This is a genomic window from Bradyrhizobium barranii subsp. apii, from assembly GCF_011516635.5.
Taxonomy (GTDB): Bacteria; Pseudomonadota; Alphaproteobacteria; order Rhizobiales; family Xanthobacteraceae; genus Bradyrhizobium; species Bradyrhizobium barranii.
Genome location: NZ_CP096255.1, coordinates 9,096,615 through 9,123,251 on the forward strand (window position 1 = coordinate 9,096,615; position 26,637 = coordinate 9,123,251).

Annotated in this window: 29 protein-coding genes and 1 pseudogene; 9 read left to right on the forward strand and 21 right to left on the reverse strand. The window is 62.5% G+C overall.

Annotated features, from left to right (window positions below; translation table 11 throughout):
- Positions 1–185 precede the first annotated feature (185 nt).
- The 13 genes from HAP41_RS43395 to HAP41_RS43455 all read right to left on the reverse strand — a co-directional run bounded on the left by HAP41_RS43395 (position 186) and on the right by HAP41_RS43455 (position 12,390).
- Positions 186–1,514, reverse strand: coding sequence for an MFS transporter (locus tag HAP41_RS43395; RefSeq protein WP_166075470.1), 1,329 nt, complete (start codon positions 1,512–1,514; stop codon positions 186–188).
- Positions 1,515–1,649: 135 nt separating this feature from the next.
- A complete protein-coding gene (locus tag HAP41_RS43400; RefSeq protein WP_166075469.1) occupies positions 1,650–2,072 on the reverse strand; it encodes a CopG family transcriptional regulator in 423 nt (140 codons plus the stop codon).
- 6 nt (positions 2,073–2,078) lie between these two features.
- The gene (locus HAP41_RS43405; protein WP_166075468.1) at positions 2,079–4,064 is read right to left on the reverse strand and encodes a conjugal transfer protein TraG; all 1,986 of its coding nucleotides are present in this window, start codon (positions 4,062–4,064) and stop codon (positions 2,079–2,081) included.
- 36 nt (positions 4,065–4,100) lie between these two features.
- Positions 4,101–5,864, reverse strand: a complete 1,764-nt coding sequence (locus HAP41_RS43410) for a relaxase/mobilization nuclease domain-containing protein (RefSeq protein WP_166075467.1) — start codon at positions 5,862–5,864, stop codon at positions 4,101–4,103.
- 556 nt (positions 5,865–6,420) lie between these two features.
- Positions 6,421–7,509 carry an IS110 family RNA-guided transposase gene (locus tag HAP41_RS43415; RefSeq protein ID WP_166075466.1) on the reverse strand — a complete coding sequence of 363 codons (1,089 nt, stop codon included), beginning with the start codon at positions 7,507–7,509 and terminating at the stop codon, positions 6,421–6,423.
- Positions 7,510–7,702: 193 nt separating this feature from the next.
- A complete protein-coding gene (locus HAP41_RS43420) occupies positions 7,703–8,602 on the reverse strand; it encodes a lytic transglycosylase domain-containing protein (RefSeq protein ID WP_166075465.1) in 900 nt (299 codons plus the stop codon).
- On the reverse strand, positions 8,599–9,111 hold the full coding sequence (locus HAP41_RS43425) for a S26 family signal peptidase (protein WP_166075464.1): 513 nt from the start codon (positions 9,109–9,111) through the stop codon (positions 8,599–8,601). The genes HAP41_RS43420 and HAP41_RS43425 overlap by 4 nt, the downstream gene beginning before the upstream one ends.
- On the reverse strand, positions 9,108–9,572 hold the full coding sequence (locus tag HAP41_RS43430) for a DUF2840 domain-containing protein (protein WP_166075452.1): 465 nt from the start codon (positions 9,570–9,572) through the stop codon (positions 9,108–9,110). The genes HAP41_RS43425 and HAP41_RS43430 overlap by 4 nt, the downstream gene beginning before the upstream one ends.
- A gap of 289 nt (positions 9,573–9,861) precedes the next feature.
- Positions 9,862–10,743, reverse strand: a complete 882-nt coding sequence (locus tag HAP41_RS43435) for a replication initiator protein A (protein WP_166075440.1) — start codon at positions 10,741–10,743, stop codon at positions 9,862–9,864.
- A gap of 22 nt (positions 10,744–10,765) precedes the next feature.
- Positions 10,766–11,047: a helix-turn-helix transcriptional regulator gene (locus HAP41_RS43440; RefSeq protein ID WP_166075418.1), complete on the reverse strand. Its 282-nt coding sequence runs from the start codon at positions 11,045–11,047 to the stop codon at positions 10,766–10,768.
- A gap of 131 nt (positions 11,048–11,178) precedes the next feature.
- A complete protein-coding gene (locus HAP41_RS50440) occupies positions 11,179–11,451 on the reverse strand; it encodes a DUF2285 domain-containing protein (RefSeq protein WP_321576690.1) in 273 nt (90 codons plus the stop codon).
- 307 nt (positions 11,452–11,758) lie between these two features.
- Positions 11,759–11,953: a transcriptional regulator domain-containing protein gene (locus tag HAP41_RS43450; protein ID WP_166075416.1), complete on the reverse strand. Its 195-nt coding sequence runs from the start codon at positions 11,951–11,953 to the stop codon at positions 11,759–11,761.
- A gap of 164 nt (positions 11,954–12,117) precedes the next feature.
- Positions 12,118–12,390 carry a DUF2285 domain-containing protein gene (locus HAP41_RS43455; protein WP_166075337.1) on the reverse strand — a complete coding sequence of 91 codons (273 nt, stop codon included), beginning with the start codon at positions 12,388–12,390 and terminating at the stop codon, positions 12,118–12,120.
- A 230-nt stretch (positions 12,391–12,620) separates the two neighbouring features.
- Between HAP41_RS43455 and HAP41_RS43460 the strand changes: the two genes are divergently transcribed.
- A complete protein-coding gene (locus tag HAP41_RS43460) occupies positions 12,621–12,848 on the forward strand; it encodes a helix-turn-helix domain-containing protein (protein ID WP_166105412.1) in 228 nt (75 codons plus the stop codon).
- A 130-nt stretch (positions 12,849–12,978) separates the two neighbouring features.
- Here HAP41_RS43460 and HAP41_RS43465 read toward each other — a convergent pair whose 3' ends face one another.
- The 3 genes from HAP41_RS43465 to HAP41_RS43475 all read right to left on the reverse strand — a co-directional run bounded on the left by HAP41_RS43465 (position 12,979) and on the right by HAP41_RS43475 (position 17,586).
- Positions 12,979–14,169, reverse strand: coding sequence for a DUF932 domain-containing protein (locus tag HAP41_RS43465; RefSeq protein ID WP_175618244.1), 1,191 nt, complete (start codon positions 14,167–14,169; stop codon positions 12,979–12,981).
- Positions 14,170–14,545: 376 nt separating this feature from the next.
- The gene (locus HAP41_RS43470; RefSeq protein ID WP_166075307.1) at positions 14,546–14,857 is read right to left on the reverse strand and encodes a DUF736 domain-containing protein; all 312 of its coding nucleotides are present in this window, start codon (positions 14,855–14,857) and stop codon (positions 14,546–14,548) included.
- Positions 14,858–15,573: 716 nt separating this feature from the next.
- Positions 15,574–17,586: a ParB/RepB/Spo0J family partition protein gene (locus tag HAP41_RS43475; protein WP_166075267.1), complete on the reverse strand. Its 2,013-nt coding sequence runs from the start codon at positions 17,584–17,586 to the stop codon at positions 15,574–15,576.
- Between the two features lie 718 nt (positions 17,587–18,304).
- Between HAP41_RS43475 and HAP41_RS43480 the strand changes: the two genes are divergently transcribed.
- Positions 18,305–18,568: a hypothetical protein gene (locus HAP41_RS43480; protein WP_166075265.1), complete on the forward strand. Its 264-nt coding sequence runs from the start codon at positions 18,305–18,307 to the stop codon at positions 18,566–18,568.
- A 40-nt stretch (positions 18,569–18,608) separates the two neighbouring features.
- On the opposite strand, the gene HAP41_RS43485 is transcribed toward HAP41_RS43480, so the two are convergent.
- A complete protein-coding gene (locus HAP41_RS43485) occupies positions 18,609–18,797 on the reverse strand; it encodes a DUF3606 domain-containing protein (protein WP_166075261.1) in 189 nt (62 codons plus the stop codon).
- Between the two features lie 104 nt (positions 18,798–18,901).
- Here HAP41_RS43485 and ligD (HAP41_RS43490) point away from each other — a divergent pair, with 104 nt between their 5' ends.
- Together ligD (HAP41_RS43490) and HAP41_RS43495 are read left to right on the forward strand one after the other, a co-directional pair.
- Entirely contained in the window at positions 18,902–19,822 is a 921-nt protein-coding gene (gene ligD, locus HAP41_RS43490; RefSeq protein WP_166075252.1) for a non-homologous end-joining DNA ligase, read from the forward strand.
- Positions 19,822–19,992: a hypothetical protein gene (locus HAP41_RS43495; RefSeq protein WP_166075206.1), complete on the forward strand. Its 171-nt coding sequence runs from the start codon at positions 19,822–19,824 to the stop codon at positions 19,990–19,992. Before ligD (HAP41_RS43490) ends, HAP41_RS43495 begins: the two co-directional genes overlap by 1 nt.
- 31 nt (positions 19,993–20,023) lie before the next feature.
- On the opposite strand, the gene HAP41_RS43500 is transcribed toward HAP41_RS43495, so the two are convergent.
- Positions 20,024–20,638, reverse strand: coding sequence for a DUF1682 domain-containing protein (locus HAP41_RS43500; protein ID WP_166075197.1), 615 nt, complete (start codon positions 20,636–20,638; stop codon positions 20,024–20,026).
- A 135-nt stretch (positions 20,639–20,773) separates the two neighbouring features.
- Between HAP41_RS43500 and ligD (HAP41_RS43505) the strand changes: the two genes are divergently transcribed.
- Positions 20,774–21,721, forward strand: coding sequence for a non-homologous end-joining DNA ligase (gene ligD, locus HAP41_RS43505; RefSeq protein ID WP_166075180.1), 948 nt, complete (start codon positions 20,774–20,776; stop codon positions 21,719–21,721).
- A gap of 76 nt (positions 21,722–21,797) precedes the next feature.
- On the opposite strand, the gene HAP41_RS43510 is transcribed toward ligD (HAP41_RS43505), so the two are convergent.
- The 3 genes from HAP41_RS43510 to ku form a co-directional block, all read right to left on the reverse strand.
- Complete coding sequence (locus HAP41_RS43510) at positions 21,798–22,262, reverse strand: metallophosphoesterase family protein (protein WP_166075154.1); 465 nt, start codon at positions 22,260–22,262, stop codon at positions 21,798–21,800.
- Positions 22,259–22,762: an NUDIX hydrolase gene (locus HAP41_RS43515; RefSeq protein ID WP_166075110.1), complete on the reverse strand. Its 504-nt coding sequence runs from the start codon at positions 22,760–22,762 to the stop codon at positions 22,259–22,261. Before HAP41_RS43515 ends, HAP41_RS43510 begins: the two co-directional genes overlap by 4 nt.
- A 64-nt stretch (positions 22,763–22,826) precedes the next feature.
- Positions 22,827–23,759 carry a non-homologous end joining protein Ku gene (ku, locus tag HAP41_RS43520; protein WP_166075061.1) on the reverse strand — a complete coding sequence of 311 codons (933 nt, stop codon included), beginning with the start codon at positions 23,757–23,759 and terminating at the stop codon, positions 22,827–22,829.
- Positions 23,760–23,903: 144 nt separating this feature from the next.
- Between ku and HAP41_RS43525 the strand changes: the two genes are divergently transcribed.
- From HAP41_RS43525 to dinB, 4 genes and pseudogenes are all read left to right on the forward strand, one after another.
- Positions 23,904–24,299, forward strand: a complete 396-nt coding sequence (locus HAP41_RS43525) for a hypothetical protein (RefSeq protein ID WP_175617984.1) — start codon at positions 23,904–23,906, stop codon at positions 24,297–24,299.
- Positions 24,300–24,346: 47 nt separating this feature from the next.
- Complete coding sequence (locus HAP41_RS43530) at positions 24,347–24,796, forward strand: hypothetical protein (protein WP_166105410.1); 450 nt, start codon at positions 24,347–24,349, stop codon at positions 24,794–24,796.
- 3 nt (positions 24,797–24,799) lie between these two features.
- The gene (locus HAP41_RS43535; protein WP_166075049.1) at positions 24,800–25,525 is read left to right on the forward strand and encodes an SOS response-associated peptidase; all 726 of its coding nucleotides are present in this window, start codon (positions 24,800–24,802) and stop codon (positions 25,523–25,525) included.
- Positions 25,526–25,587: 62 nt separating this feature from the next.
- Positions 25,588–26,623 (forward strand): annotated as a pseudogene (gene dinB / locus HAP41_RS43540) (DNA polymerase IV).
- Positions 26,624–26,637: the final 14 nt, after the last annotated feature.

Below are 26,637 nucleotides of genomic sequence, written 5' to 3' on the forward strand. Positions count from 1 at the left end.
GATTGAAAGGAATGGATTGCCACCGTTCGCCCCCATCGGATTTGGACGTCCAAAGCGGGTCCTCAGATGGGGATCATTAGAAAAGGCACCAATGCACTTGGCGCAACAAGCGCCTTTGATGATCGTAGGCTGGCGTAGAAAAAGGAAGACTGAGAACTGCGTATCGGTTCGCTGGGAGTGGCTGTTCACCACTCCGCATCGTCATCCGCGGGCAGGAGGATGACCGAATCCTCATACAACCCAACTGACTCAAGAGCGTAGGAAACATCAGCCGGCCTGAACAAGAGGATTGAACTCCTCCACGAAGCGATGGATCGGCGCCAGGGCCGCGCGAACCAGATCAACGTCGCGATCTGCAGTGCTACGTTGAGACTGAACGCGACTTGATAGGCTTGGACGGGCCTATGGCCATCATTCGCAGACCATTGCTCCAGGATAAGACCTGTCGCGTATTGTGCCAGAAACGCCCAACCAAAGTGCAAGACGTTCAACGCGCCGTTGGCACGACCGGCAAGCTCCGGCGGAAAGTAATCCGCTATCACCGCGAAGCTAACCACGGTTGCCGTTCCGACAATTGCGACAACGGACCAAGGCAAGACGGACGGCAGAGGCGCTCGTAGAACCAAGGCTGACTCGGCTGCGATAAACAGCACCGCAACGATTGCTAATATCGTCTCCGCCCCGATTCCTCTTCGTTTGAGGTAATGGACCATCGTGCCGAACAACCAAGCGCCGCCGCTAAGTACGATCGACATCGTGAACAGCTGCCCGACCAGACTCGCGCGATCAAGGCCTTCCACGTCCACTAGCCACGGCGATGCCCACAACCCCTGCAGGGACCAAGCCGATCCAACGCAAGTCGCCGACAACGGGGCCATTCGCCAGAAGCGCTGATCGCCGAAAACGGAGCTGAGGGTGGCGGGCGCTGTTGATGGGACAATGCCTCGCTCGGGCACCACGACATAGATGAGAATGGCTACCGCACCAGTAGCGGCCGCCAGGATCTCAAAGAGCTGCCGCCAGCCGATCCAGGCGAGAAGGTGTTCGACGGGAACGGTAGCGGTCACCGCTCCCAGCGAGCCCAGCATGACCATGTAGCCGTTCAGCAAGGCAACTCGCTCCCTGGAACTCCAGATGATGATGGACTTCAGTCCTGCTGTCAGCGCCGCCGCCACGCCAAGCCCGATCATTGCCCGCGCGATCAAAAGTGACAGGAAGCCGGTCGATATCGCGAACAGTTCGGCGCCGGCGGCGGCGACCAAGAGCAGAACACTCTGGACTCGGCGCGGACCAAAGCGGTCCAACAATATGCCGACGGGGATCTGAGCCGCTGCGAAAACAAGGAAATAGACTGACGTAAGCAACCCGAGGTCGGCGGTCCCAAGCCCGGCATCCGAGCTGAGATGACTCCCGATCAAAGCGTTGATCGTTCGAAACAGATACGAAAGATAGTATCCAGCAGCAAAGGGGAGGAAAACGCGCGCAATTCGACACCATCCTATTGAGATTTGCATGCTGGTCCTTTTCGCTATCGGCTCGTTCGAGCCGATAGCGCGTCCAGCTTTTTGCCAGTTCGGCTAAGTTGCTGCGGTCGTAGGCTGGCGTAGAAAAAGAAGAGCCGACGCGGTCGGCGCATCAAGGACGCTCAGTCAGGTTTCGCCGGCCGGTTCCTGACGGATATCTTCTGGAATCTCGCGCAGAAAGCTTTGCCCTTTTTGCAAGCGGCGTCCGAGCGCCTCGACAAATCCTTCGAAACGCTCCCTACCCTTTATCTGCGCCACCGCCTGCGCGTCGTTGGGCAACGGCGGCGTGATTGTCAGCCAGAAGCGAATGAAGAGGGCCAAGGTCTCAGCCGTTAGACCAACGTCACGCTCCAAGCGCTGCATCTGACGCGACAGCCGATCGAGGCGCCGCGTGAATGCTGCTTCCCGCCTGTCCGCTCCGTCCGGCGACAGAAACGAAGCGACAGCCGCTTCCACGATCGCGGACCGAGAAATCTTCTTGCGATCGGCCAAATCCGAGATCTGTTTCAGAAGCTCTGGCGGGAAATAGACGTTCATCCTGTCGCGCATATTGCCTCAGAGCTCCATGCCGTCATTCGGGTCCATGGCGACCTGTCGCGCGACGCCTCGCATCTGCTGACGCATAAATCGGGACTGGCGGACCGCATCCTCGTGGTCGTCGAGAACGACGGCAAATTCCTCTGCGGGCGTCGGCTCGGTCGTCTCCTTTGCGATCGCAACGTGATCGGGGAGTTCGGGCTCGCGACGAAGGCCGCTGTTCGCCGTGTCTTCCTCTCCTTGCGCTCTGTCGGTTGCAAGTGGCACCGGCCTCGGCGTCCCGACCGTTGACCATCCGTCCGTTCGCGATGACCGACCGGATGTCGCCGGATCGGGCGGCGGCAAGACCCGCTCGCTAAACCGCCGATCCTCATAGTAGCGCACCTTCTTCGCCCGGATCGGCGGCGTGCCTGCCACCATCACGATTTCGTCCACCGGCGGAAGCTGCATGACTTCGCCAGGGGTCAGCAGCGGTCTCGCCGTCTCCTGCCGAGAGACCATGAGGTGCCCCAGCCAGGGATTCAACCTGTGCCCGGCATAGTTTTTCATCGCGCGCATCTCCGTCGCCGTACCCAAGGCGTCGGACACCCGCTTGGCGGTCCGCTCGTCATTGGTCGCGAAGCTGACTCGGACGTGACAATTGTCGAGGATGGCATTGTTGGGCCCATAGGCCTTCTCGATCTGATTGAGCGACTGCGCGATCAGGAAACTTTTGATGCCGTACCCCGCCATGAAGGCGAGCGCGGATTCGAAGAAATCGAGACGCCCCAGTGCTGGGAACTCGTCAAGCATCATCAGGACTCGATGTCGACGATCGCGGGCGTGCAAGTCCTCGGTCAGGCGCCGGCCGATCTGGTTCAGCACCAGACGGATGAGGGGCTTGGTCCGCGAAATATCGGAGGGAGGCACCACCAGGTAGAGCGTCGTTGGGCGGCTATCTGCGATCAGATCCGCGATCCGCCAGTCGCATCGGCAGGTCACCTTGGCCACGACGGGATCGCGGTACAGCCCCAGGAAAGACATCGCCGTGGACAGGACGCCCGAACGTTCGTTCTCCGATTTGTTGAGCAGTTCGCGCGCGGTCGAGGCGACCACGGGATGAGCGCCAGGCTCGCCCAGGTGTGGGGTGGTCATCATCGCCTTCAGCGTCGCCTCGATAGGCCGCTTCGGGTCAGACAGGAAGGCGGCGACCCCGGCCAAGGTCTTGTCCGACTCGGCATAGAGGACGTGGAGGATGGCTCCGACCAGGAGCGAATGACTGGTCTTCTCCCAATGGTTCCGCTTGTCGAGCGAACCTTCAGGGTCGACCAGGACGTCGGCGACGTTCTGAACGTCGCGAACCTCCCACTCCCCGCGCCGGACTTCGAGGAGCGGGTTGTAGGCTGAAGACTTTGGGTTGGTCGGATCGAACAACAGGACGCGGCCGTGCCGCGATCGGAAGCCGGCGGTCAGTTGCCAGTTCTCACCCTTGATGTCGTGCACGATCGCGGAGCCGGGCCAAGCCAACAACGAAGGAACGACGAGACCGACACCCTTGCCGGATCGAGTGGGTGCAAAACACAATACGTGTTCCGGTCCATCATGGCGGAGGTAGTCGCGGTCGAGCTTGCCGAGCACCACGCCATCCGGACCAAGAAGTCCGGCCGCTCGAACCTCTTCCGCACCGGCCCAGCGCGCCGAGCCATAGGTCTCGACATTCTTGGCCTCACGCGCCCGCCAGACCGACATGCCGATCGCGACCGCGATCGAAACGAAGGTCCCCGACGCTGCGATGAAGGCACCCTCGACAAAGACCTGCGGTGCGTAGGCGTCATACACGAACCACCACCAGAAGAAGACGGGCGGATAATAGACTTTGAAGCCCAACAGTTCGAACCAGGGTCGCCCGAGCTCCGGTTGATAGGCGAGGCGCCAAGCCGTCCACTCGGTTGCTCCCCAGATGGCAAGCAAGACGATCAGGCCGACGACGATCACCTGTCCCCAGAGAATTTTGGTTCCCGACATCCCTAACACCCTTCCGCAACTGAATTGGCAAGTTAGCTAGAGACCCAGGTCGCGCTTTCGACCAAAGCCCCACTCGATGCCACCGCCGTCCTTCACGATGCCGGAGACGTGTTGACCGAGCCTATTTTCGAGCTCGCGCGACCAGGGCACGAGCTGGAAGCCGAGCCCACTATCGATCATGGCGAAGCGTCCCGAGGTGAGCGTCAACCGCTGGCGATAGGTGCCCGCCACATGCTCCCCGGAGGCGGCGTTCACGTGAGGCAGGCCGGTGTCGGCCGAGACCTTTGCCGCCACCTCGTCCAGTTCGCGCCGCCGCAACGTGTTCAGGAGGTCGCGCTGCAGGATGATGTGCTGACCTTGCCGCCGCGCCAGGCCCTCTCGGATCAGATGCTCGGTACGGGCTTCCAAGGCATCGCGGGTCTCGCGGCCGAATCCGCCCATGGCGAGCGGCATTGGGTCGCGCTCGACCAGCCTGTGATCGAGCCAAGTCGCCCCTCTCGCGGTGACCTGCGCACCAAGATCGAAATCGGAACGGGTCGCGAGCACCAAGGTTGGGCGCGGGTCTCCGGCATGACCGAGGCGCCGAATTTCGACGATGCCACCAACTGGCGGCGCCTGGTCGAAGGCCTCGATTCCTCGGAAGCGCACGTGGTGCACGCGCCCGTCTGTTCCGTCGATCAGGGCGTAGGCCTCGCCCGTCAGTTCGTCGTGCAATCCCCGATCAACCAGCCGTCCGATGATCTGGGACGTCGGCTGTCCACCATCGATGACATAGTCCGAAACGCCGCGCGCTCCCCCCCGCTCGGTAAAGGCGCGGTGCATGGTCTTGATGATGTCGCCGCGCATACCGAGGTCACGCAAGCTACGCTCGGCCTCGAGCCCAACCATCCACTCCCCAGGCGCGGCGGATGCAGCAAGGCCCATCTTCTCCAGATGTTGAAGGCGGCCGACCATCAGGCGCCGTATCTCTGGGTCGGAGCTGCCGGGATTCTCGGGGCGAAGATCGATGTAGCCGGTCTCATCTGCAACCAGCCGGATCTCCCGATCGAGCCGCGTCCATCGTTCCGCCGTGACTTCCCTTTCCAGCGAGTTGCGGATCTCGTGCTCCGGTTTTGGACCCAGTTCGATGGCGACCAGTTCCTCGGCGCGGGAGCGCAGGCCCTGGCTGATGTAATCGCGAGAGATAACGAGATCTGCCCCTTCCCCCTCGATGCCCCGAACGAGAAGATGGACGTGAGGATTGTCCGTATTCCAGTGATCGACGGCGATCCAATCGAGCGGGGTGCCGAGATCGGTCTCCATCTGCTTGGCCAGATCGCGGGTGAAGGCCTTGAGGTCGGTCATCTCGCCAGCGTCCTCGGGCGAGACGATGAACCGGAAATGATGCCGGTCGTCGCTGCACCGTTCCGCGAAAGCTGCGCCATCAGCACGATCGCTGCCTGCATCGAACATCTCTGCCCGCTCGCCAGTCCGAGTGACGCCCTCGCGCTTCAGATATGAGAGGTGGGCGGTCAGTGGTGCCGAGCGGAAGGCGCGCCCTTTGTGGCGAACCACGCGCGCCTTCACCACAACGCGCCGCGTTGGGCTGAACAATCTGGCGCGACCAAAGGACAGCCGGCCGCGGCCAAACGTCGAGCGTCCGTAGGCCGCCGAACGCCTGCCGGCTGCAGCCTGACCCGAGGTGTGCCCGGCCTTCTTCGCAGCGCGCAGGACCTGGTTGATGAAGCTCTTTTGCTTCGGCGCGCGGGTACTGCGGATGCGCCCGGGCCGAACCTGAAGATCGCTGTCGCCTGCCGTCATGGCCGGGCGTCCCAGCAATCAACAGCGCAAGCGGTGCCGAAAAGGCCTTTGATTGCATTCGCCAAAACCCAAGGCGCGGCACGCGCCCCGACCGACCGGCACGCCGGAACCCAAGCCATGTCAATGGCTTGCGGTTCGACCGGCGAGCCCCTTTTATCTCGCCGTCTTAATCGGGCGTGTCGTCTCTCTGATCTCAACCATTCTCGCTTCCTTTCCCGTTTGCGACAAGGTCCTCCGCGCCACGCCATGACACGATGCGCCGCGATCGTCATGAGTCCTGATGCGCCGTGCAGTCTTCCGCGCTCATCGACGGCCAGGCTTCGCTGCAGCAAGGCAGCGCGGACGCCGTCGCGGCGCATCTTTCCATCGGCATGACGGAGCCACATCACAGGCAATCCGGCGCGATCGGTCGGCATCCGAAGATGCACCGTCGCAGGCAAGATAACGTGCGTTCCGTCGTTCGTGTGCTGCACCAGTTCCTCATCCGCTCGCGCGGAGCTCCGTGTTCAATTCGCGGCGGGGATCGTGCCGCCGACGTGCAAATCCCTTGCGCTTCTCATGCGTAGACTCCGAGCAGCCGGCGATCCTTGGCCGCGGCGCGTGCGCTGACGTCGGCCGCCGCGACGTCCGGATCGCCGCAGTAGAAGGTGCCGCCACTCCACATCGCGTGCATGATCACGGCGAGCTTGCGCGCCACCGCGACGGTGGCCTTGCGGTGCGAGGAGCGCTTCGCCAGCGCCAGCCCCCAGGTCTTGACCTTGTCCTTTTTCCTGTAGCGGGTCAGCAAAGCGCTGGCCGCTTCATAGAGCGCCCGCCGCACGTCGCCGTCGCCGGCCTTGCTGATCCGCCCCTTGACGTCGATCGAAGAGCCGGACTGCCAACGCCGCGAGGTCAGACCAAAATACGCCGCGACGTCGCGCGAGCGCTTGAAGCGCGACGGATCATCGACCGCGGTCATGAAGCTCAAGGCCGCGATCGGACCGACGCCGGGAATCTGCATGAAGCGGCGGCACAGCTCATGGCCGGCGACCAGGCGAACCACCAGATCGTGCAGCCGGCAGTACTCCTTCCACAAGGCGGCGCGCGCATTCAACATGGCATCGATCAGTTCGCTGACCAGCGCATCGCCGGCCACCGCCTCGCGCACGGCTTGCGCAAAACCGCCGCGCCCGACCCGGTTCAGCCGGATGCCGAACACCTTCAGCGAGTGCCGGATTGCGTTCTCGAGGTCCAGGAACTTGCGCTTCAAATTGCGCCGGTGGGTCAACAACAGCCGCAGCCGGTAGCAGGCCGCGCTCTTGATGTGGGCGCGCCGGAACCAGCCGGTCCGCATGATGTGAGCGATGCCGAGCGCGTCCGCCTTGTCGGTCTTGTTGCGCTGCGCCTTCAGCGCCGCGCGCACGTGCAGGGTCTCCAGGCAGACCGCCGGCAGGCCGAGCTTGAGCAGTTCCGGATGCAGCCAGGGCGACAGCGAGCCTGCCTCGTGGCCGAGCCGCCGCAACCGGCCCTGATACGGCGCAAGCGCCGCCCTGATCGTCTCCGGATCGGTCACTACCGCAACCTCCAGCGCTACCTCGCCCTTGTCATCCACCACGCACACGGCCGTCTCGTCCATGCCGACATCCAGACCACAAAAGTATTCCATCGCACGCCTCCCGCGTTGCCGAGGCGGCGCACTGTGCGCGTCATTCATCGCGCAGACCACTTGCGCTGTGGCCGCAACTCCCGGTGCAGACCGATTACGGGCGGCCGTCCTGACGTCGTGCCTGCCCACTGCGCTCGCCTTTCCGCCCATTCATGTCCAACGTACGCCACTGCATGCCAGCTTGTGCATTCGCTCATCGCGAGCCTCCTGCATCAGATCTCGCGACGAACAACCCTGTTGCCGGCGGCACGATAGCCGAAATGTCGTGAACGGAGGTCGCCGTCAGAGCCCGATTTGACGAGCGCCCAAACTGCAGCGGGTCAGCGGTGTTCGTACTTTCAGATCGCACAACAAAGAGCGCCGCTGCTGGTGGCCGCAGATTGGCGACGGCACCAGAAGCTGCGATGTCGCTACCGATGACAGGTACAAGCTTCTGCAAATAGGCCTGGGTCTCGGCCGGCAATGGGCGGCCGGCGAGATGTTCTTCGTAACGAGCAGGTCCCGCGTTGTAGGCTGCAAGGAAACCTGGCGAACCGTACCGGTCGAGCAGTTCGCGCAGGTACGCGGTCCCCGCAAGAATATTGTCACCGGGATCGTAGGGATCGTTGCCGAGGTCATACCGCAAACGCAGCTCAGCCCACGTCCCCGGCATGATCTGCATTAATCCCATGGCGCCTTTCGGTGACCTAGCACGCACGTTTCGGGCGCTTTCAACGTCTATGACTGCGCGTATCCAGCGCACCGGCACGCCAAACCAGCGCGAGGCATGCTCAACGAAATGCACAAATGGATCGCTGGTTGCATATTTTGCCGTAGGGTCCGCGGGTCGCCCCTCGGCGACAGCGGTAGCATTGCCTGCTGCCAGCGCAGCGAACAACGGTACGATCGCGCGCAGGCTGCTCTCGAACAAGCGCAAGCATGTCGTCGTGCTCGCGCCCGTCCAGGGTAAAGCCGCTTCGCGCCGGCCCTTCGGCCGCCCTGGACCGGCGCTGCGCGCGACGGCCGCGTAGTCGTTGGTCGGGACGGAGGAATGGTGCAGCACTCGGCCGAACAGAGGAATGGCAGGGCGGAAACGTAGGACACGCACGATCATTCCTCCCACGTCCACACCGGGACGGCACGGCCGATCACGGCCGACGCCGGAAGAAATCCAAAATATCGACCGTCAAGGGAGTCGTCCGACTGCCAGTTCATAAGGAAGAGCTCGCCGTCGCCGACCACGCGACAACCCTGCCATTTCGGCAGCGGCCGGCCGCGCACGTCGCGATCTCGCGCCTTGCCCATTTCGATGCCGTCAACCGAAATCGCGAGCCCGTTTCTGCAGACCGTCTGTCCGGGCAACGCAAGGACCCGCTTGAGCATGGGGACGCCGACCGGTAGATAGCCGTTCAGGTCGAGAAAGGTCGCGAGCGGCTCCGGCGGCTGAATGGCGATCAGCTCGGTAACATGGAGGCGAGTCGCTGGCCGCAAACGATAGAGACCCATTGGCACGCTCGCCGTTGCATTCCAGATGTAAAGCGGAAGCGGCTCCAGTACAATCGTCGCGACGAGCGCAGCAGCGACCACAAACGTCGCGGTCAGCGTCTTCAGGCGGCTGGTCATCGCATTACCCTCTGACGGTGAAGCCAGGCCTGGTGACGCGCTTTCGTGTACGAACGCGGGTTCTCGTTGACGGACAGACGGTTATGAACGTGATGCCAATGATCGGGCGCGACGTCGGCGGGATTGATGCCGAGCGCCTCAACGGCATCGATCATCTGCAGCACGCGCTCGACCTTGGGCCACCCTGACAGGCGCAGCAGAATCTCGCCGCCGGGTGTCACATAAGGAACGGTCGAGCAGCGCTGTCCCGGCGCAACCGCGCGCAGGATGTCGATCCGTGAAATGACCGTTCCAAAGTCGTTGGAGGTCCAACGGACAAAGGCAAAGATGCTGCCTGGCGCGAAAGACAGGACACGCCGTTGACGATCAAGCTTCCGTTCCTTGACGATGCGGCCGAACCGAATGCGGTTTTCAATCCGCTTCTCGAGCCACAGCACTTCCACTTCGGTGAGATCGCTCATGCCGTTGCTCCCTGAGGCTGGAATGGGGAGCGGTGAGTCTTGGGGACAGTGAAGTACCTGCACGGCCTCTGCCGACAAGCACGACCGACGGCCGGCCATTGCCAGTCGCCGCCAGGGCGGCTTGTGGCCTGGTCCGTTAGAAGAAATCCGGAGGATTTCTGGTTAGTAAAGTTAGAGCGGCTGGAAAGCGCTGAGAAACAAGCGCTTACGCTCGATTCCGGTCCCCGATAGCACGAGGATCGGGTCCCCGATAGCACGAGGGTTGCGGTCCCCCATAGCACGAGCTGATTCACAGGTTATCCTCCGAATTTGGAACGAGACCGCGCCGGCGCAGGCGCGCCGCTAGGGGATCGACGGGTGTTGGCGCGAAGTTCAGCCGCTCGGCACCGTTCGGATCGCGTGTGAGCACGAGCCGATAGCCAGGCAATGTCTGACGCTGGACGATCTGACGTACGTCGTAAGCAAAGTGCTTGAGCGGAGAGAGGATGCCGGACTTGGCATGGAGGTGCACAAGGTCAAAGCTCCATCCGCCATCCTGACGGCCGCCGTGCTTGCGCACGAGACGGTAAAGCCATCGTTCAAGCCCGCCCGTCAGGTCGAAATAGGCGCGATCGATCGTCAGCACGAGCGCGTCATCAATAACGCTGGCATAGAACCAATCTGGCAGGATCAGTTCGAGCCCGAACGGCCGGCCATTTGCATCGGCCGTCTCCTTCCACTCGTTGATCCAGGAGAAGCGATGCCGTCTCCGCTCTGTCGGCTGGCGGATCGAAGTCAGCACCGTCGTTGACTGCAACCTGTCGAGACCAGCCTTCAACCGGTCATAGTCTCGCGCGCTGGTGCCACGGCCGACAAACGTCAGAATCTCGTAGGGCGTTGCAGCCATCAGGCGCGACGTCTTCAGGCCGACGTCACGTGCTTCGACTATCTGGGAAGCAGCCCAGATTAGAACGTCCGCATCCCAAATGGTCGCCATCCCGTGTTCCGGCATGGCTTCGACACGAATTGCGATCGCACCGGCACGGAAATCGATCGGTACAATCCGCTTTGTTTTTGCGAGCGAGAAGAATGGATAAGCCATCAGATCCTGCGCGTCGCGCGGCGCGAGGTCGCCGGGCAGCGCCCGAAAGAGGTCAAGCTGGTCGCGCTCGGAATGGGGTTTGCGCCGCATGGTCACTGCTCTCAGGCGACGATCAGCGACGTTCCTGGCCTGCATACGGGCGCAGTACCGGGTGCTTCTTGGCCGGCAGAACAGTGCCCTTGCCGGGATCCGACGTTGACGTCTTGGCGCCGAGATCAGCCCATGCTTTCAGGTCATCCAGAGCGTAGACGACGCGCCCGCCGATCTTCCGATACGTCGGCCCGGTGCCGTACGTACGGTGCTTCTCAAGCGTGCGTCCCGAGAGACCAAGATAGCGCGCGGCCTCCGGTGTACGCAGGAAGCGCGGGGGGAGATCGGCCATCGAATCGGGCATTTGAGAACTCCAAGGTGACAGCGCACCGCGCGCGGCGGAGCCGGCGCGTGTGCGGTCATCATGGAGAAGCGCGATATCGGAGGGGGATGCCGAATATCGGGGGGTCGATATTCGGCACCCCAGGAAGGGCGCTACTCGTCCCTGCGCCTGGGCCGAAGCAGCTTGCGATAGCCTCCGCGGACAAATGCGAGGCCGCTTTGTACAAGGCGACGGGTTCGGCTGCGCAGATCGTGTGTTTTCCAGGCACGATCCGATATTCGCGCCTTGCCAAACAGAGCTTCTGCGATGCTGCGATAAGTCGCGCCGGCGAGATACGCGGCGGCCGCGCGAAGGGCTGCGCACAGTCGTTCGCGCCACTGTTTGGGCACGCGATGAAACGGAGGTCCTGGCGCGCGTCCATTCATCGCGCGCCACAGCCGCGTGGCGGCATGCGCGCGCGCCTCGAAATCGCGGTCAAATGGCAACTCGGCCGCATAGCGAGCGCCTGCGGTCAGCGGCTGTTTCGACCAGATGCGATGCTCCGCCGAACCGATTTGCAGCACGGCGTGCCAGCCGTCAGCGGCACGGCGCACGTGGCCAGTTGCAAGATCAAGCGGTGGCTGAGACGTTGGGCCTTGACCAGGCGTTGAAGCGGTTACTGCGACCGGGACGACGGCCGGCAGAACCTCGGGCGCCCAAAAGATTGTCTGCTCGTGGAACGACCTTTGCGGGTCATGCGCGAAAGCAGAGGCCCCACCTCCTCCTGAATTCCTCGGTCACCTCGCCATCTGAGCTGCTAGCGATGATCGCATCGTAGTCACGCTGATAGTCCACGTTCATACGAAGGCCTACCCAGGCGATTTCAGTGATCTCAGCGTTCTCTAGGCTCTTAAACGAATCCGGTGATCGCCAGTCGAATTCAGGCATTGCTTCCGCCCCATTACACGCAGCTAACAAGGATTGCGGGGCAATAACTATAAACGATGCGGTTGTGGGAAGCCCCTAGTTTGGCACCACGTGGTGCATGAGAATGACCACCGCTAAGCGGAAGAAAATCATTCTGGCAGCAAGTCCCTCGTCGGCGGTTTTTTCTATTTTGAACCGCCACCACGTAAGAGACGTCCCTGCTCGGTGACCCATTTGGCGCGCGAGAGATGACTCTGATATGCGCTCTGCGCACGGTCCGGCTCTCGCTCTGGATCGATGTGCAAGACGATTCGAGCGACCTCACGCCAGTCCGCCCCCTCACCCTCCGCCTGCAGAAGGCGAATGTACGTGACGACATGCTGTTCGTCATAGGCCGTCAGCGCCGGCTCGTTCGGCGCGACATCCGCGACGTCAGGATCTAGCTGCGGCTTCGACATCAGAGACTTTAATATGCAAGTGATCGAAACCAAGTCGCGAGCCGTGAGCTTTGCCGGCTCGAATAGTTCGGTGCCGTAGCATATGGCATGCCACATGCCGGCGCGAGGGCCCAAGAAGCCGCATTTCCGCACATTTCAGCAATCGAAGCTCCGTCCGTGCTGCTCAACATCCAGTTTCCGCGTATTATAACACGTAGCGCTAGAATACGCGATTGCTTCCTATCCTGCGGATGGATATTCGCAAGGTCTTTGGAGCGAACGCGCGTCGATTTCGCCTGGCCCTTGGCTTGAGCCAAGAGGCCGTGGCGGAACGCATGGGCGTTGATCGGGCCTTCGTAAGCAGCATGGAGCGAGGGCTGCAGAACGCGACATTGCTCACTGTCTGGCAGATTGCCCAAGCCTTGGAGGTCCGGCCAGCAGACCTGCTTGAGGAAAGAATGTCTAAGGTTCGATCCTAACCTTCCGCGAGCCGGGCCGAAGGCCCGGCGAGCGGCCCGACGCGGACACGCGTCATCGTCGCCGGACCGGCGACGATGCGTGGGCTTGGGGAGTGGCCGTGCAACCGGTACCGATTGCGCGGCTCTCCTCTCAGATCGCGCGTTCCATCAAGCGCTTTGCCTTCCCTTCCAGTTCAAGCCTCGCATCCTGATGCGACTTAGTGCGGGCCAGCGCCGTAATCCCCTGCACGAAATCAAAGACACTTTCCGGCTTGCGGTTTTCTTCGCCCAAAACGGTTTCGATAATTTTTGTCGTCTCCGATTTGGAGAACCCGCCCTTGCGGAGAAAGCTTTCGCGATCCTCGTCGTTGCGAGCAACGATCCGCTCCCGCGCGGCCTTGATACCGGCGACGAACGGCGCGGGTGAGGAATTTGCAAAGCTCGTCAGCGCGGGGGCCGCTTCATGCGCGAAACGTTGCGCTGCAAATTTCGAATGCCGGATCGTGATTTGCTCGAAATTCTCCACGCCCCACAGATTGCGGTTCAAGCAGACGGCCCGAAGGTAGAAGCTCGCAATGCCCAGCGTCTTGCTGCCCACCTCGCTGTTCCAGCAGTAAAATCCACGGAAATACAAGTCCGGCGATCCATCCGGCAACCGGCCCGCCTCGATCGGGTTGGTGTCGTCGACCAGAAACAGGAATACGTCGCGGTCGCTGGCGTAGAGCGTCGTCGTGTCCTTGGTCACGTCTACAAAGGGATTGTGAGTCATTGTTGACCAATCCAGAAGGCCCGGCACCTTCCACCGCGTATCGCCCGTGCCGTTGCCCGCGATCTTCATCACGGCGGCGACAAGTTCATGGTCCCAGATACGGCCGTAATCCGGCCCGGTGATGGCGCGAAGCTCGATCCGTCCGTCGTCGGCCTCGAGGGTTTTCACGAGCTCGGCGCGGTGCGAGAGCAAGCCATGTTGCAGGTTGATGCCTGACAGAGCCGCAGGAAGCTGCCGCAGATAGGACGTTGGGGCGCCGACCAGCGTACACAACTGGCCAAAGCTCCAATGGGTTGGCGCCACTGGTTCGTCACGGCCGGGGACCATCAAGGCCAGTCGCTCGGGATCGTTGCTGTTGGCCTCCACCCGGATGGCCCTGCTTTCCACCGTCCGCGCCTGCGCGCGCTCGGCGCGGCCGCGCACGGCGTCATAGAGGTCCGGCAGGTTCAAATAACGTTCGTCATCCGGTCGCGAAAACCATTCCGACGACACACGGCCAATCCGCTGGCCACGCGATACATCCACACGAAAGCCGCCGGAAGCGGGCTGTTGGCCTTGCGACAAAGTCATCATGTTCATGGTCGTTTCTCCTGGGGCTGAGGTTGAAGCGCAGCGCTGCGCTGCAACCCTGCCCGTCGGCGAGACCTGGGGTAGCAAGGGCAAGGGCGGCCGAAGCGGAGGGGGATCACCCGCCTGACAAGGGCGCCTCGATCAGCGCGCGTCTGCACGCGCCATGACGACTTTGGTCGTCATGAAGATCCTTGGCGCGGAAGACCGGGGATACCGCTTCGGCCGGCGCCGTCAGGTGCTTCACCCTTGCTCGCGCGAGGGCGGAGCCCTTAGCGATTCACTTCCAAAAAACAATGCTCTTCCTGCTTGCCTGCAAAGGCATGACAGAAACGCAAAAAGCCCCGCCTCCGGAGGAGGCGGGGCGGATGATCCGGATGGATCAGTCGCCGTTGCGGCGGGACCAGATCAGGGTGAAGCCGTCGTCGCCCTCGACTTTCACCAGCGAGGCGTAGATCGGCGCCGGGAAGCTCGGATCGTCGAGCTTGACCGAGAGGTATTCGCGTTCGGTCTCGCGGGCGGTCTTTTTCCAGGCGGCACCGAATTCGGTGGTACCGGCGAAGATGCGGAAGTCGGGCGCCTTGTCGTTGTCTTTCTCGGACGCAGCGAACCTTGCCTTGATGTTGAGCGTCAACGTCTTGATCGAGCCGACATAGCCGTTGTCCGAAGCGGTGAAGGTGCCGATGGTAGCCATGGTAATCTCCGTTGGTTGCTCGGGCCGCGCCCATCGCGGCCTCGATGGCCATCCTTGGCCCGGGGAGCGATCGGCCCGCAGCCGTCAGGCCCGCAGCGCAGCGAAGGACGGCGTAAGCCTGCTTTTTTGTTTCCGCGAGGAATGCCGCCCCTTTGCGGCAGGGGAAAAAAGCAGGCGTAGCCGTTGCGGGAAGGCGATCGAGGCTCTTGCCGTCCCTCGGGCCTGATCAGCCCATTCGAGGTTGCGTTGGACGCTGCCCGGGAACGAACTGACGGAGATATCCATGGCTGCCCGCATTCAAGCAGCACAAGGACGTGGCTCGATCGAGCGAACACACGCTGACATCAGCGCATCAACGGCGGCAAAGACGCGTAAGACGAAACGATGAGCGACCGATTTCGCATGCTGTCGTGGCGCATCGGAGCGCCACTGGAAGAAGCCCCCGCTGGAAGATAATCCGAACGGCGGCAGTCATTCGTCTGATCAAGGACCGGCCAAGGGCACATCGCCGCTGATGAAGCGGGCTAGACGACGATCCCGTGCTCGCGGTCCGCTACGATCGGCACAGATCGGAAGCACCGTACTCCGTGGTCCAGGTGCGGGCTTGCGTCTCTAAGTTGCCGCCTTTGCATCAATTAAACCGGCCGCGCGCCAAGGCGCGCGGCCGAAATTTTTGCGTGGTTGGCCGGGGCCGCATGCGCGGCCCCGGCCAAAACTCACTCGGCAGCCTCCGAATAGGCATCATCACGCCCAGCAGTGGGCGCATCGGATTGTTCTTGCTGCTTGGCCGTCCTCAGCAGGGCGGGCAGCCAGTCGGTCGCAGCCAACAACTGCTCGGCCGCTTCCGCCATATCGGCCTTTTTCATATCGGCCATTCGATCGGCCGCCTTGCCGCTCACGCCTTCGCAGACGGCCTCCTGAATGCGGGCCTTGGTGACGCGACCGAGATAGCTGAGCACGGTCGGCCGCCAGTAGCCGGTCATATCGAGCGAAACCGCTTCCGCAAGCCGGTCGGCCGTTGCCAAAGCCCGGGGCCTCCGCTCCCACGGCAGTTTGACCGCGTTGACGGTCAACGCGACACAATGAGCGAACAAGGCCATGCGGCTGTCGGCATCAAGCTCGGCCACGAACGCCCAGAGGCTCGTGACGTCGCGCGGTATCTGCCTTGCCCAATTGGCGTGGCGGTCCGCCCATGCCTTGCCTGCGGGCGTATCCTCGATCCGGTCCGCATGCCCTGCCAAGTCCGTCTTGATCGGCTGGATACCGACAACATGGGCGTCGGCGCCTAAATAGAAGATTTGCGCGGCGAGTGCGTGGGTGACCGCAACGATGGCAACGTCCGGCTGTTCGCTCAGATTGAGCCGGAGGCCCAGGGTTCGGTGCGCGGTGAGGTTACGAACGAGAACGTCGGACAATGGGCGGTCGTCGTCTTCCTCGTCGGCGGCACCCGTACCCTCCCCGCTTTCGTCTTGCCCTGCCTGACCCTCGGCTCCCTCCGGATCGCCTGCCTCCGAGGTTTCCGCGGTTTGCTCCGCTTCGGATTGCGGCTTTTCGTCCGTGGGCCGGATGAAACCGCGTTCGATCCGCACGGCACCGTCGTGATTGAGGATCACGAACGCGCCGCCGCGCGCGACGTCGTCGGGATCGTAGGCCTGCCGCTTCGGTTCCAGCCGTTCGATCTCAGCTTCAAGTTCACCGAACCTGGCATCCACATCGTCAGGCAGTTCATCGGCCGCCTGGCGCTGCTCGGTGAGGCGGTCGAACTCGGTCTGTGCCGCCTCAAGGGCGGCCTTGTCTTCCGTCGAAAGCTCGACCGGATGCGGGTAGGTCCGCCGCATGCCATGGGCATGCGGAAAATCGAGATGGGCTTCGGTCCATTTCCAACCCTCGGCGGCCCGAACCGCATCGGCTTCGCGACCGAGCTTGGCCGTGACCAGCAAATCAAGCAGCGCCACATCTTCCAGATAGCCGCCGCGATCCTCGGTGAAGAGGTCGCGAAGGATCGAGCCGCCTGCTTCGGTGTACGCTTCGATACCGACAAAGCGCGCGCGGCGGTCGGTTGCGGCCACATGCGTTTCGGTGAGAAGGCGGCGGATGGTGCTGGCGTCGCGGTTGTAGGACAGCCGCTCATAGACGCCTTCCTGCCGGGCGTGATCATCGGTGATGGCAAAGGCCATCAATTGTTCAAGGGCCAGATCGCCCTCGCGGTAAACCTGCATCAGCTTTGGGGAGACCGCCCCCAACCGCAGGCGTTGCCGCACCACATGCGGCGTCACCCCGAAGCGGGCCGCGATTTCCTCCGCGCCGAAACCGCGCTCTTCCGACAGCTTCTTGAAGGCCTCGAACTGGTCGGCGGGGTGCATGTTTTCCCGAGTGACATTCTCGTCCAGGCTGATCTCGTGCGGATCGTTCGCGGTATCCACGATGCAACGGATCGGTTCGGTCTTCTTGATCTCCTTCCGCTTTACCCGCAAAAGCTGGGCAAGCCGCCTGCCTTCGCCGATGGTCACGAAATAGAACCCCGTGGCCGCCCCTTCTCCATCGACCTCCGGTCCAACGACCAGATTTTGCAGAATGCCCTTGGCGGCGATGCTCGCCGCATAGGCCTCGATCGCCGCATCGCTGTGCGGCGTCTTGCGCGCGTTCTTCGGCGACTTCTTGAGCTTGTTGAGCGGAATGAGAAGTTGCGTTCCGTTCTCGGGGAGTTGTTCAATGTGCTTGGCCGACATGATCGATCTCCTTTTGCTTTCATGGGTGCAGGGCGCACTCCGCGCCTGCGCCCCTGCCCGTCGGCGAGACCAGGGGTAGCAAGTGCCAGGGCGACCCGAGCGGAGGGGGATCGCCCGCCCGAAAGGGCCGCTCGCAGAGCGGGTCTGCACAAGCGCGTGCCGGGGTTTCTGCTGTTTAGGATCTGAGAAAGCGCGGAAGACCGGGGAGACCGCTCGGGTCGGCGCCGGCATGACCGGCGCTTCACCCTGGCGCGCGCGAGGGGCGGAGCCCCTTAGACCGAGAGGACGGGGCATGTTGGATGTGCAGTCGTGCCCGACAGAGAAAGAGGCACCCGCAGGAGGGTCAGCATAGCGCCGACGCGTAGCGGCGGGACCCGGGACCGAGTGCAGTCGCGAGACCGGTTAAGAAGGCACCCGAACGCGGGACAGTGATAGCGACGCCGGCATGTAATGACGGCGGGGCCCGCGAGCGAGTGCCTCCGGCGAGCGACACATTATTCGGCGCGAGGGATCGAAGCCGGATGGCCGAGACGCTGAGCGGCTCGGTTCAACGAGAGCCCGGTCCGGCACTTGCTGGACGCGCACGAACGGAATGAAGAGCTGGGTGGAGGCTTTTCACTCCCAAACCTTGAGTTCTCACGATTGCGAATCCCAGTCATGTGCTAGCAGCCGGAACGAATGACGGACAAAACGATTCGCCGTATCGGGAGCGATTCCTATGCTGATGACGAGTGAACGAAGGCCAGCGGTCCGGACGATGCGCGGCTGGGCGATCCAGGTGCTCCAGGAAGCCGGCGCCATCCGCGAGTGCGAGGAGCACGGCTGGATGCAGGACCGTGCCGATCCGCATGCCCGGGAGCGGGCCTTCAATATCGCCCATGAAGATCCGCCAGCGGGAGTCTCCCCGGACGCGGCAGCGGCCGAAGTTCGCGACGTGCTGAACTCGATCGGTGATACCTGCCCGGAATGCCCTCCTGAATAGAAGGACGGCGCCGGGCCTCGAGGCCGACCCAGCTCTCCGATCAGCGGCCCAGCCGTTTCTCGACGCGCTTGCGCGCATTGCCGACCTTTTTGACGGCCTTTTTCACCGCCGGGGCCGACTTTCCGGTCTTCTTCGCCTCGTATCGCACTTCGTAGTCCTGCCCGCTGGCCACTCGTGCTCGGTCCTGCTTTCGGCCACGTGCCGTCTTCGTATTCTTCGCTACCGCCATGGATTCCTCCTGTTGCGACACCGAAGCAACGCGATTGGGATTCACGGGTTCCGGAACGATTCCAACTGTGTCAGTTTGAATCAGCTGTTGCGTGGAGTGCTTGAGTGGCGTTTCAGCGTAAAAACCCGGCGGCCATCGGCGTCAAGGCGCCCTTCCCCGGCTTCATCGAACCGGCCCTAGCGACCTCAATCGAGAGGGTGCCGTCTGGCAGGCGATGGATTCACGAAATCAAGTTCGACGGCTACCGTGTCCAGCTCCATCTCGCCAACGAGTCGGCCAGGATATTCACCCGGCGTGGCCACGACTGGACCCACCGCTTCAAGAAGGTCGCACACGATGCCCGGCGGATCAAGGCGAGCTCCGCCGTCATCGACGGCGAGATCGTTGTTCCCGCCGCCGATGGCACGACCGATTTCTCGGTGCTGCAGGACGAGCTCAAGGGCAAGTCGACCAAGATCGTGCTGGTGGCGTTCGATCTGCTCTATCTGAATGGCCGCGATCTGCGGAAGCTGCCGCTGATCCAGAGGAAGGCCAAGCTGAGCAAGATCGTCGATGGCACTGACGTCCAGTTCAGCGAAAGCTTCGAGATCGAAGGACGTGAGATGTTCGCGCACGCCTGCAAGCTCGGCCTGGAAGGCGTCATCTCGAAGGTGCGAGACGGCCCCTATCCAAAGGGCCGTACAAGCGATTGGGTCAAGAAAACGTGCATCCAGCGCGAGACTCTGACGATCGCCGGCTTCGCACTCGACGAGGGAAAGTGGGACGGCATCTATGTCGCGCGCCGGAAGGGCGACGATCTGGTGTATGCGGGGAAGGTCGACCACGGCTTCGACAAGACGTCCGCCGCAGATCTCCAGAAGAGACTGAAGCCGCTGATCCGAAAGACGCAGCCATACACGAAGCGGATCGCACGTAAGGGCATCTGGGTCGAACCAAAGCTGCTCGCCGAGATCGAATATCGCGCGAAGTCGGCCGAGGGAAAGGTCCGGCACCCGTTCTACCGAGGCCTGCGGGAGGATTTGTGATGGATGCATTCGATCGCTTCTGGCAGTGGGCCAACAAGCCCCTGGAGAGTCATCTGACCATACCGGCCGAGTTATATCGGGCCGTCATGGAGCTCGCTCCGGAGGACCGACGGGACCGCGCCACCGTGAACGAGGCCGCGGCACGCACTTTGGATCCCAGAAAGGATTGAAGGGACTTCACGCGTCGGTCCGCGACAGAAACTAGCCCCGCGCGCGCCGCAGCGCAGCTTTCAGCCGCTCCTTCTCCTTATTCCAGCGAGCGTCTTCGGTTTGCGATTTCTTCTCCAGAGCCTCGACCTCGGCCCGGATCGCGGCAACCCGCTTTTCGTGCTCCTGCTCGGCCTCGTCCAGCGCAGCCTGCGCCTTGTTCACCGCCTGCTGGCGGCGTTCACGCTCCTTCTGCTTGGCGGCCTCCTCCTTGGCCCGCTCAAGCTCGCGGCGCCTTTGCTCCCGTTCGTAAGCCAAAGCGGCCTTCCGCTCCGCAGCCTTGTCGACGGGGCGAGAGGGGCGCTTGTTCGCCTTTGAGCCTTTCGACTTGCGGGAAACTTTCGTTGATCCGCTGCCACCAAGATCGGTGGGCAGCTCGGCGTGTTCGCTGAAAGGTCGTTCGGTTCCGACCGGGCGCCTGAGAACGACGCCAGGCTTTGCCATGGCCGCGGCGATGACGTCCGGATCGTGGCTCTCCTTCGCCGCGCCCTGATGAAACAGATTGCTGTCGGCACCCCACGCCTCCAGAGCCGCCTTCATAGATGGCGCGGCGATCACCTGATCGTAGAAGCCCAGCGAGGTCTGATAGGTCTTCAGTTTTCTGGCCATCGGTCTGATGCGCCCTCCGCTATCGATCGTGCTCGCACCACGGCGCGTGCGGAACTCGCCGCGGGCTCGAAGCGTTCCCTAAACCTTGAAGGACGTCCATGCATTTCGCAACGCGCTCTTAAGGATTCACCTCGCATGAGCCGGACGTCGACCCTGCCCAAGCGCCTGCAGCCGATGCTCGCCACGCTCACCGACGCGCCGTTCGACGACCCTGGCTGGGTTTTCGAGGACAAGTACGATGGCTTCCGGATGATCGCCGAAATCCGGCGGGGCAAGGTTGCCCTCTACAGCCGCAGCGGCAAGATCATCAGCCGCAGCTATATCGAGGTCGCCAAAGCGCTGGAGGGCGTGAAGGGTGACGCCGTGATCGATGGCGAGCTCGTCGCGATCGGAAAGGACGGCGTCTCGCATTTCCAGCTACTTCAAAACGCGCTGCGTCATGAAGCGAAGCTCCTGTATTGCGCCTTCGATCTCATGTTTCAGGACGCAACGGACTTGCGCAAACAGCCCCTCCTCGAGCGCAAGAAGCGGCTGAAGGCGATTCTGCCGCGCGACAAGCTGATTGCCTTCAGCCGTCACCGCAAAAGAGACGGCACGAAATTCTTCGCCGAGGCCGAGCGGAAAGGTCTGGAAGGCGTCATGGCGAAGCGCGCCGACAGCGCGTATGCGTCCGGAAGCCGGACTCCGGATTGGCTGAAGATCAAGACGGCAAAGCGACAGGAAGTGGCGATCGCGGGCTTCACAGCGCCCAGGCGCACCAGGCCGTTCTTCGGCGCCCTGGTCCTCGCCGTGCGGGAGAACGATACATGGCGCTACATCGGACATGTCGGCACTGGCTTCAGCCATAAGGTCCTGGAAGATCTACATGCCAAGCTCGTGAAGCTCACGGCCCCCAAATCACCCTTTCCTGCCAAAGTGAAGGACGAGGCCAACACGACCTGGGTCAAGCCCTCGCTGGTTGCCGAAGTCAAGTTCGCGGAATGGACGAGCAAGGGTGAACTCCGCCAGCCCGTCTACCTCGGGCTCCGGTCCGACAAGCGGGCGAAGGATGTTGTGCGGGAGCGAGAACGTCCGCGCAAATAGAGCTTCCCTTCGGGCGTAACCAGCCAGCGAAACGAATTAACTAATTCGCCTGTAAATGCCCAGCGCGGTGGCGCGCTCAGTCGCCTCCAAGGTCGTGGATTTCCGGTCGAATGCCCTCAGGCGTGATTTCGAGCGTCGCAAGCGTGATCGGCAGCTTGAAGCGCCGCGGTCCCGCGCTGCCGGGATTCAGGTAGAGAATGCCCCCGACTGTGTCGATCTTCGGCATGTGGGAATGCCCGGAGACGATGACGTCGATGCCCGCGCCAAGATCGGCCTGCAGCCTCTTCAGGTCGTGCAGAACGTAGATAGACTTTCCCGCCAGGCGCACAAGGTTCGTATCGGGGTATTCGCGAGCCCACTCGCCGCTGTCCACGTTTCCGCGGATGGCGGTGACAGGCGCGATCCGGCGAAGCGCATCGACGATCTCGGGGCGCCCGATGTCGCCGGCATGGATGATGTGATCGACGCCCGTCAGGCCTCGTTCCGCCTCGGGCCTCAACAGGCCGTGCGTGTCCGAAATGATTCCAATTCTGAACGTCATTTCCCGGCGCTCTCAATCGCGATCGCCAAGAGACGATCGAGAAGCTCTACCTGCCCGGACAGCATCTTGGTCCGCGCGAACTCGATATTGAACCATTCCGCGCGGTCGACCTCGGGAAAGCTCTGCCCTCGACCGCTTCGTGGCGGCCATTCGATATCGAAGGTATTGCTGATCAGCGCCGCCGGGTCAAAATGGCCCTTGCCGGCGAATGCGATGACGCGCTTGCCTCCTCGCTGTCGAATCTCCCCGAGCAGCTGGAGTGGACCAATCGAAGCGCTCGGGCCGAGCTCCTCGGCAAACTCACGCCGCGCGACCTGCTCCGGAGCATCCGCGGCATCGATTTCGCCCTTGGGAATGGACCAGGCGCCATTATCCTTCTTGCGCCAGAACGGACCGCCGGGATGAACGAGCAGAACCTCAAGCCCGCGAACGCCCTTGCGGTAGGCGAGAATGCCAGCGCTTAACATCGGTCTCCTGGAAGTCTTTTTCAGCGCAGCCATATCGCTCCCCTGCCGCCGACACGAAGTAACGGCCGTCTGGCGTTACTGGATGCCGAACGACACGCTAGGCTGACTTCCGCTGCGGTCTGGCCGCTGGCTTCTTCGCCGCGGCCTCCTTGGCCGGTTTCTTGCCGGCGATCGGCATCAGCATTTCCTTCTGCCCGGCCGACGCCTTCCGCGCCTTCCTGGCTGGCTTCTTCTGCGACTCTGTCGCTGCCGTCGCGTCTGCTCCAATGCTCTTCCGCAGCGCGTCCATCAGATCGACCACGTTCTCACCGCGGGGACGCGCTTTCGCGGTGATGGGTTTGCCGGCGCGCTTCTGGTTGATGAGATCGATGAGAGCGGTTTCATACTGGTCTTCGAACTTGTCCGGCTCGAAATGTCCCGACTTTTGATTGACGATGTGCTTGGCGAGATCGAGCATGTCCTTGGTGACTTTGACATCCTGGATGTCGTCGAAATATTCGTCCGCAGAACGCACCTCATAAGGATAGCGCAGCAGCGTCCCCATCAGGCCCTTGTCCATGGGCTCCAGCGCGATGATGTGCTCACGGTTAGTCAGCACCACCCGTCCGATGGCGACCTTGTTCATTTCGCGGATGGTTTCGCGGATGACGGCGAAGGCGTCGTGCCCGACTTTGCCATCCGGAGTCAGGTAGTAAGGGCGGATCAGGTAGCGTGGGTCGATCTCGCTGCGGTCGACGAACTCGTCGATCTCAATGGTTCGCGTCGATTCCAGCGCAACGTTTTCAAGCTCCTCCTTCGTCACCTCGATGAAGGTGTCCGTGTCGACCTTGTACCCCTTGACGATGTCCTCGTTGTCGACCTCCTCGCCGGTATCGGCATCAACCTTGGCGTACTTGATGCGGTGGCCGGTCCTTCGATTGAGCTGGTTGAACGAGACCTTTTCGGATTCCGACGTGGCCGGATAGAGCGCTACCGGGCAGGTGACGAGGGAAAGACGCAGGAAGCCTTTCCAGTTCGCGCGGGGGGCCATGGCGGGGAACTCCAATCCTGATGCCGGATTCAAGACGAACGGCCCGGCTTGGTTCCGACAGCGCGCCCCCTCCAACAGGAGGATTTTTTCTCGGCGCGGGCCCGAGCGGACTCGACATTCGTTCTCTTTATGTTCTAATTCGGAATGACCGACCGACCCGCGAGCTGGCGCATGCCGACCCCGAAACAAATGGAAAAGCTGGCCGCTGAAGCCGCCCGCAGGCCGGCCCCCTCGGCAGCTGCCCCGGATGCTCCCCTCCCGGCGGAATATTGGGAATCGGTCCTCAAAGACCCTCGCGCCGGCGCGACCTGGGCCCAGATGCGGCAGAGACGTCTTTCGGAAATTCAGCGCCACGTGCTGCGCATCTCCTGCCGCCGCTGCGAGCGGACCGTGGAAATCCAGACCGCCGATGCAGTCCGATTGTACGGCGGCAACGCGGTCTGGAAGGACGTCGCGCAGCGACTGCTCGGCAACACCTGCCAGCAGCGCACCGGCTGGCATGAAGAAGACGGGTGCTGGCCGGCGTTCGAGACGCCATAACCTGCTCTGGATTTGCCGATCCGATCTCTTTGCGCCTGGATGTCCGGATGGCCCCGAAGTATCACCCAACGCCCCTGTCGGGCGGCGACCGCAAAGCTCTGGCGAAAGAGCTCGGCAAGGCACGCGCGATGGCCAACATCCTGGCCGCCCAATCGGCGGAGATGCGGGCCAAGGGCGAGGCGATGATCCAGCAAGCTGACCGGCTGCTTTGCGAAAGCTGGAATGAGCGGATGTGGAGCGACGGCGAGCCGATCGATCCGTCGCCTACCATCGACCAGGCTGTGAATGGAGGCTTCCCCTGGCTTGAGATCAGGTGTGCGCGCTGCAAGATGCCAAGCGACGTCGACCTCGCGGCGATGAAGCACCCCCCGACCACCTTCGTGCACGATCTCGCCAGCCGGCTGCGCTGCCGCAAATGCGCCAAGGCGGGCCGGCGTCCATCCGCGACTCTGCTACAATTGGGTTGGCAGCCGCGCCATCCTCGAACCGAAGCCTGACTGATGTGCAATCTCTATTCGATCACGACAAACCAGGCCGCGATCAGCGCGCTGTTCCGCGTCGTGAACCGATATATTGGCAATCTGGCGCCGATGCCGGAAGTTTTTCCGGATTACAAGGCGCCGATCGTACGCAACGGGACCGAGGGCCGCGAGCTCGCTACGGCGCGGTGGGGAATGCCGTCGTCGTCAAAAGCGTTGATGGACGCCACCAAGAAGCGGGCCGAAAAGCTGCAAGCCAAGGGCAAGCCTGTCGATTTCAAGGAACTGCTGCGGATGGAGCCGGACGGTGGCACGACTAACATCCGCAACGTGAATAGCAAGCACTGGACGCGATGGCTGGGAGCAGAAAACCGCTGCGTGGTGCCGTTCAACTCCTTCAGCGAGTTCAACAAGGCCGAGGGCGGCGATATCTGGTTTGCGCTCGATGAGACCCGTCCCCTCGCCTGCTTCGCCGGCATCTGGACAAGCTGGACATCTGTCCGAAAGGTAAAGGAAGGTGAGACCACCAACGACCTCTACGCGTTCCTCACGACGGAGCCAAACGCAGAGGTCGGCGCCATCCATCCGAAGGCAATGCCCGTGATCCTGACGACGCAGGAGGAAGTCGAGACCTGGATGACCGCTCCTCCGGACGACGCGTTGAAACTGCAGCGGCCCCTGCCGGACGGGTCACTTCAGATCGTCGCCCGCGGCGTCAAGGAAGATCCGACTGGGCCGGAGGCGTGACCGGCGAAGGCGACGATCAGGGATCGGACCCGCCCCGCCAGCGCAAGATCATCCACGTCGACATGGATGCGTTCTACGCATCGGTCGAGCAGAGGGACAATCCGGACCTCCGCGGCAAGCCGGTCGCGGTCGGCGGATCGCGCGAGCGCGGCGTTGTCGCCGCCGCGAGCTACGAAGCCCGGAAGTTCGGCGTCAGATCAGCGATGCCGTCAGTGACGGCGAAGCGCCAGTGTCCGGACCTGATTTTCGTGAAGCCCCGCTTCGAGGTCTACAAGGCGGTCTCCCAGCAGATCCGCGAGATCTTCGCCGAGCACACCGCCATCATTGAGCCGCTGTCCCTGGACGAGGCCTACCTTGATGTCACCGAAAACCTGCAAAGGATCCCGCTGGCGCGCGATGTCGCGCTAGCGATCCGCGCCAAGATCAAGCAGGAGACCGGCCTCAACGCCTCTGCCGGTATTTCCTACAATAAGTTTCTCGCGAAGCTCGCCTCCGATTACCGCAAGCCGAACGGCCAGTACGTCATCACACCAGAGATGGGGCCGGCGTTCGTTGAAGCGCTTCCGGTCGGCAAGTTTCACGGTATCGGACCGGCGACCAGCGCCAAGATGAATTCCCTCGGCCTCTTCACTGGCCTAGACATGTAACCAGTCGCTCGAATTCATGCAGTCCAACTTCGGCAAGGCCGGGAGCTACTACTACTGGATCTCGCGCGGCGTTGACGAACGGCGCGTCCGTACCAACCGGATCCGGAAGTCGGTCGGCGCCGAAACTACCTTCTCAAGTGACCTCACAGAATTCGATTTCATGGTCACCGAGCTCGAGCCTCTTATCGACAAGGTGTGGCGACACTGCGAAGCCACCGGCAATCATGGGAGGACGGTGACGTTGAAGGTCAAATATAACGACTTCGAGATCATCACGCGCAGTCGCTCCGTGCTTGGCGCTGTATCGAGTCAGGCCGAACTTGAGCGCATTGCCATCGGTCTGCTAAAGAATGAGATGCCATTTCCCAAGCCGGTCCGGCTTTTGGGCGTCTCAGTGTCGGCGCTACAGCATGCCGACGACGCAGCGCCGCAGCTGGCACTGCCGATGTGATCGCGTCATTCAAC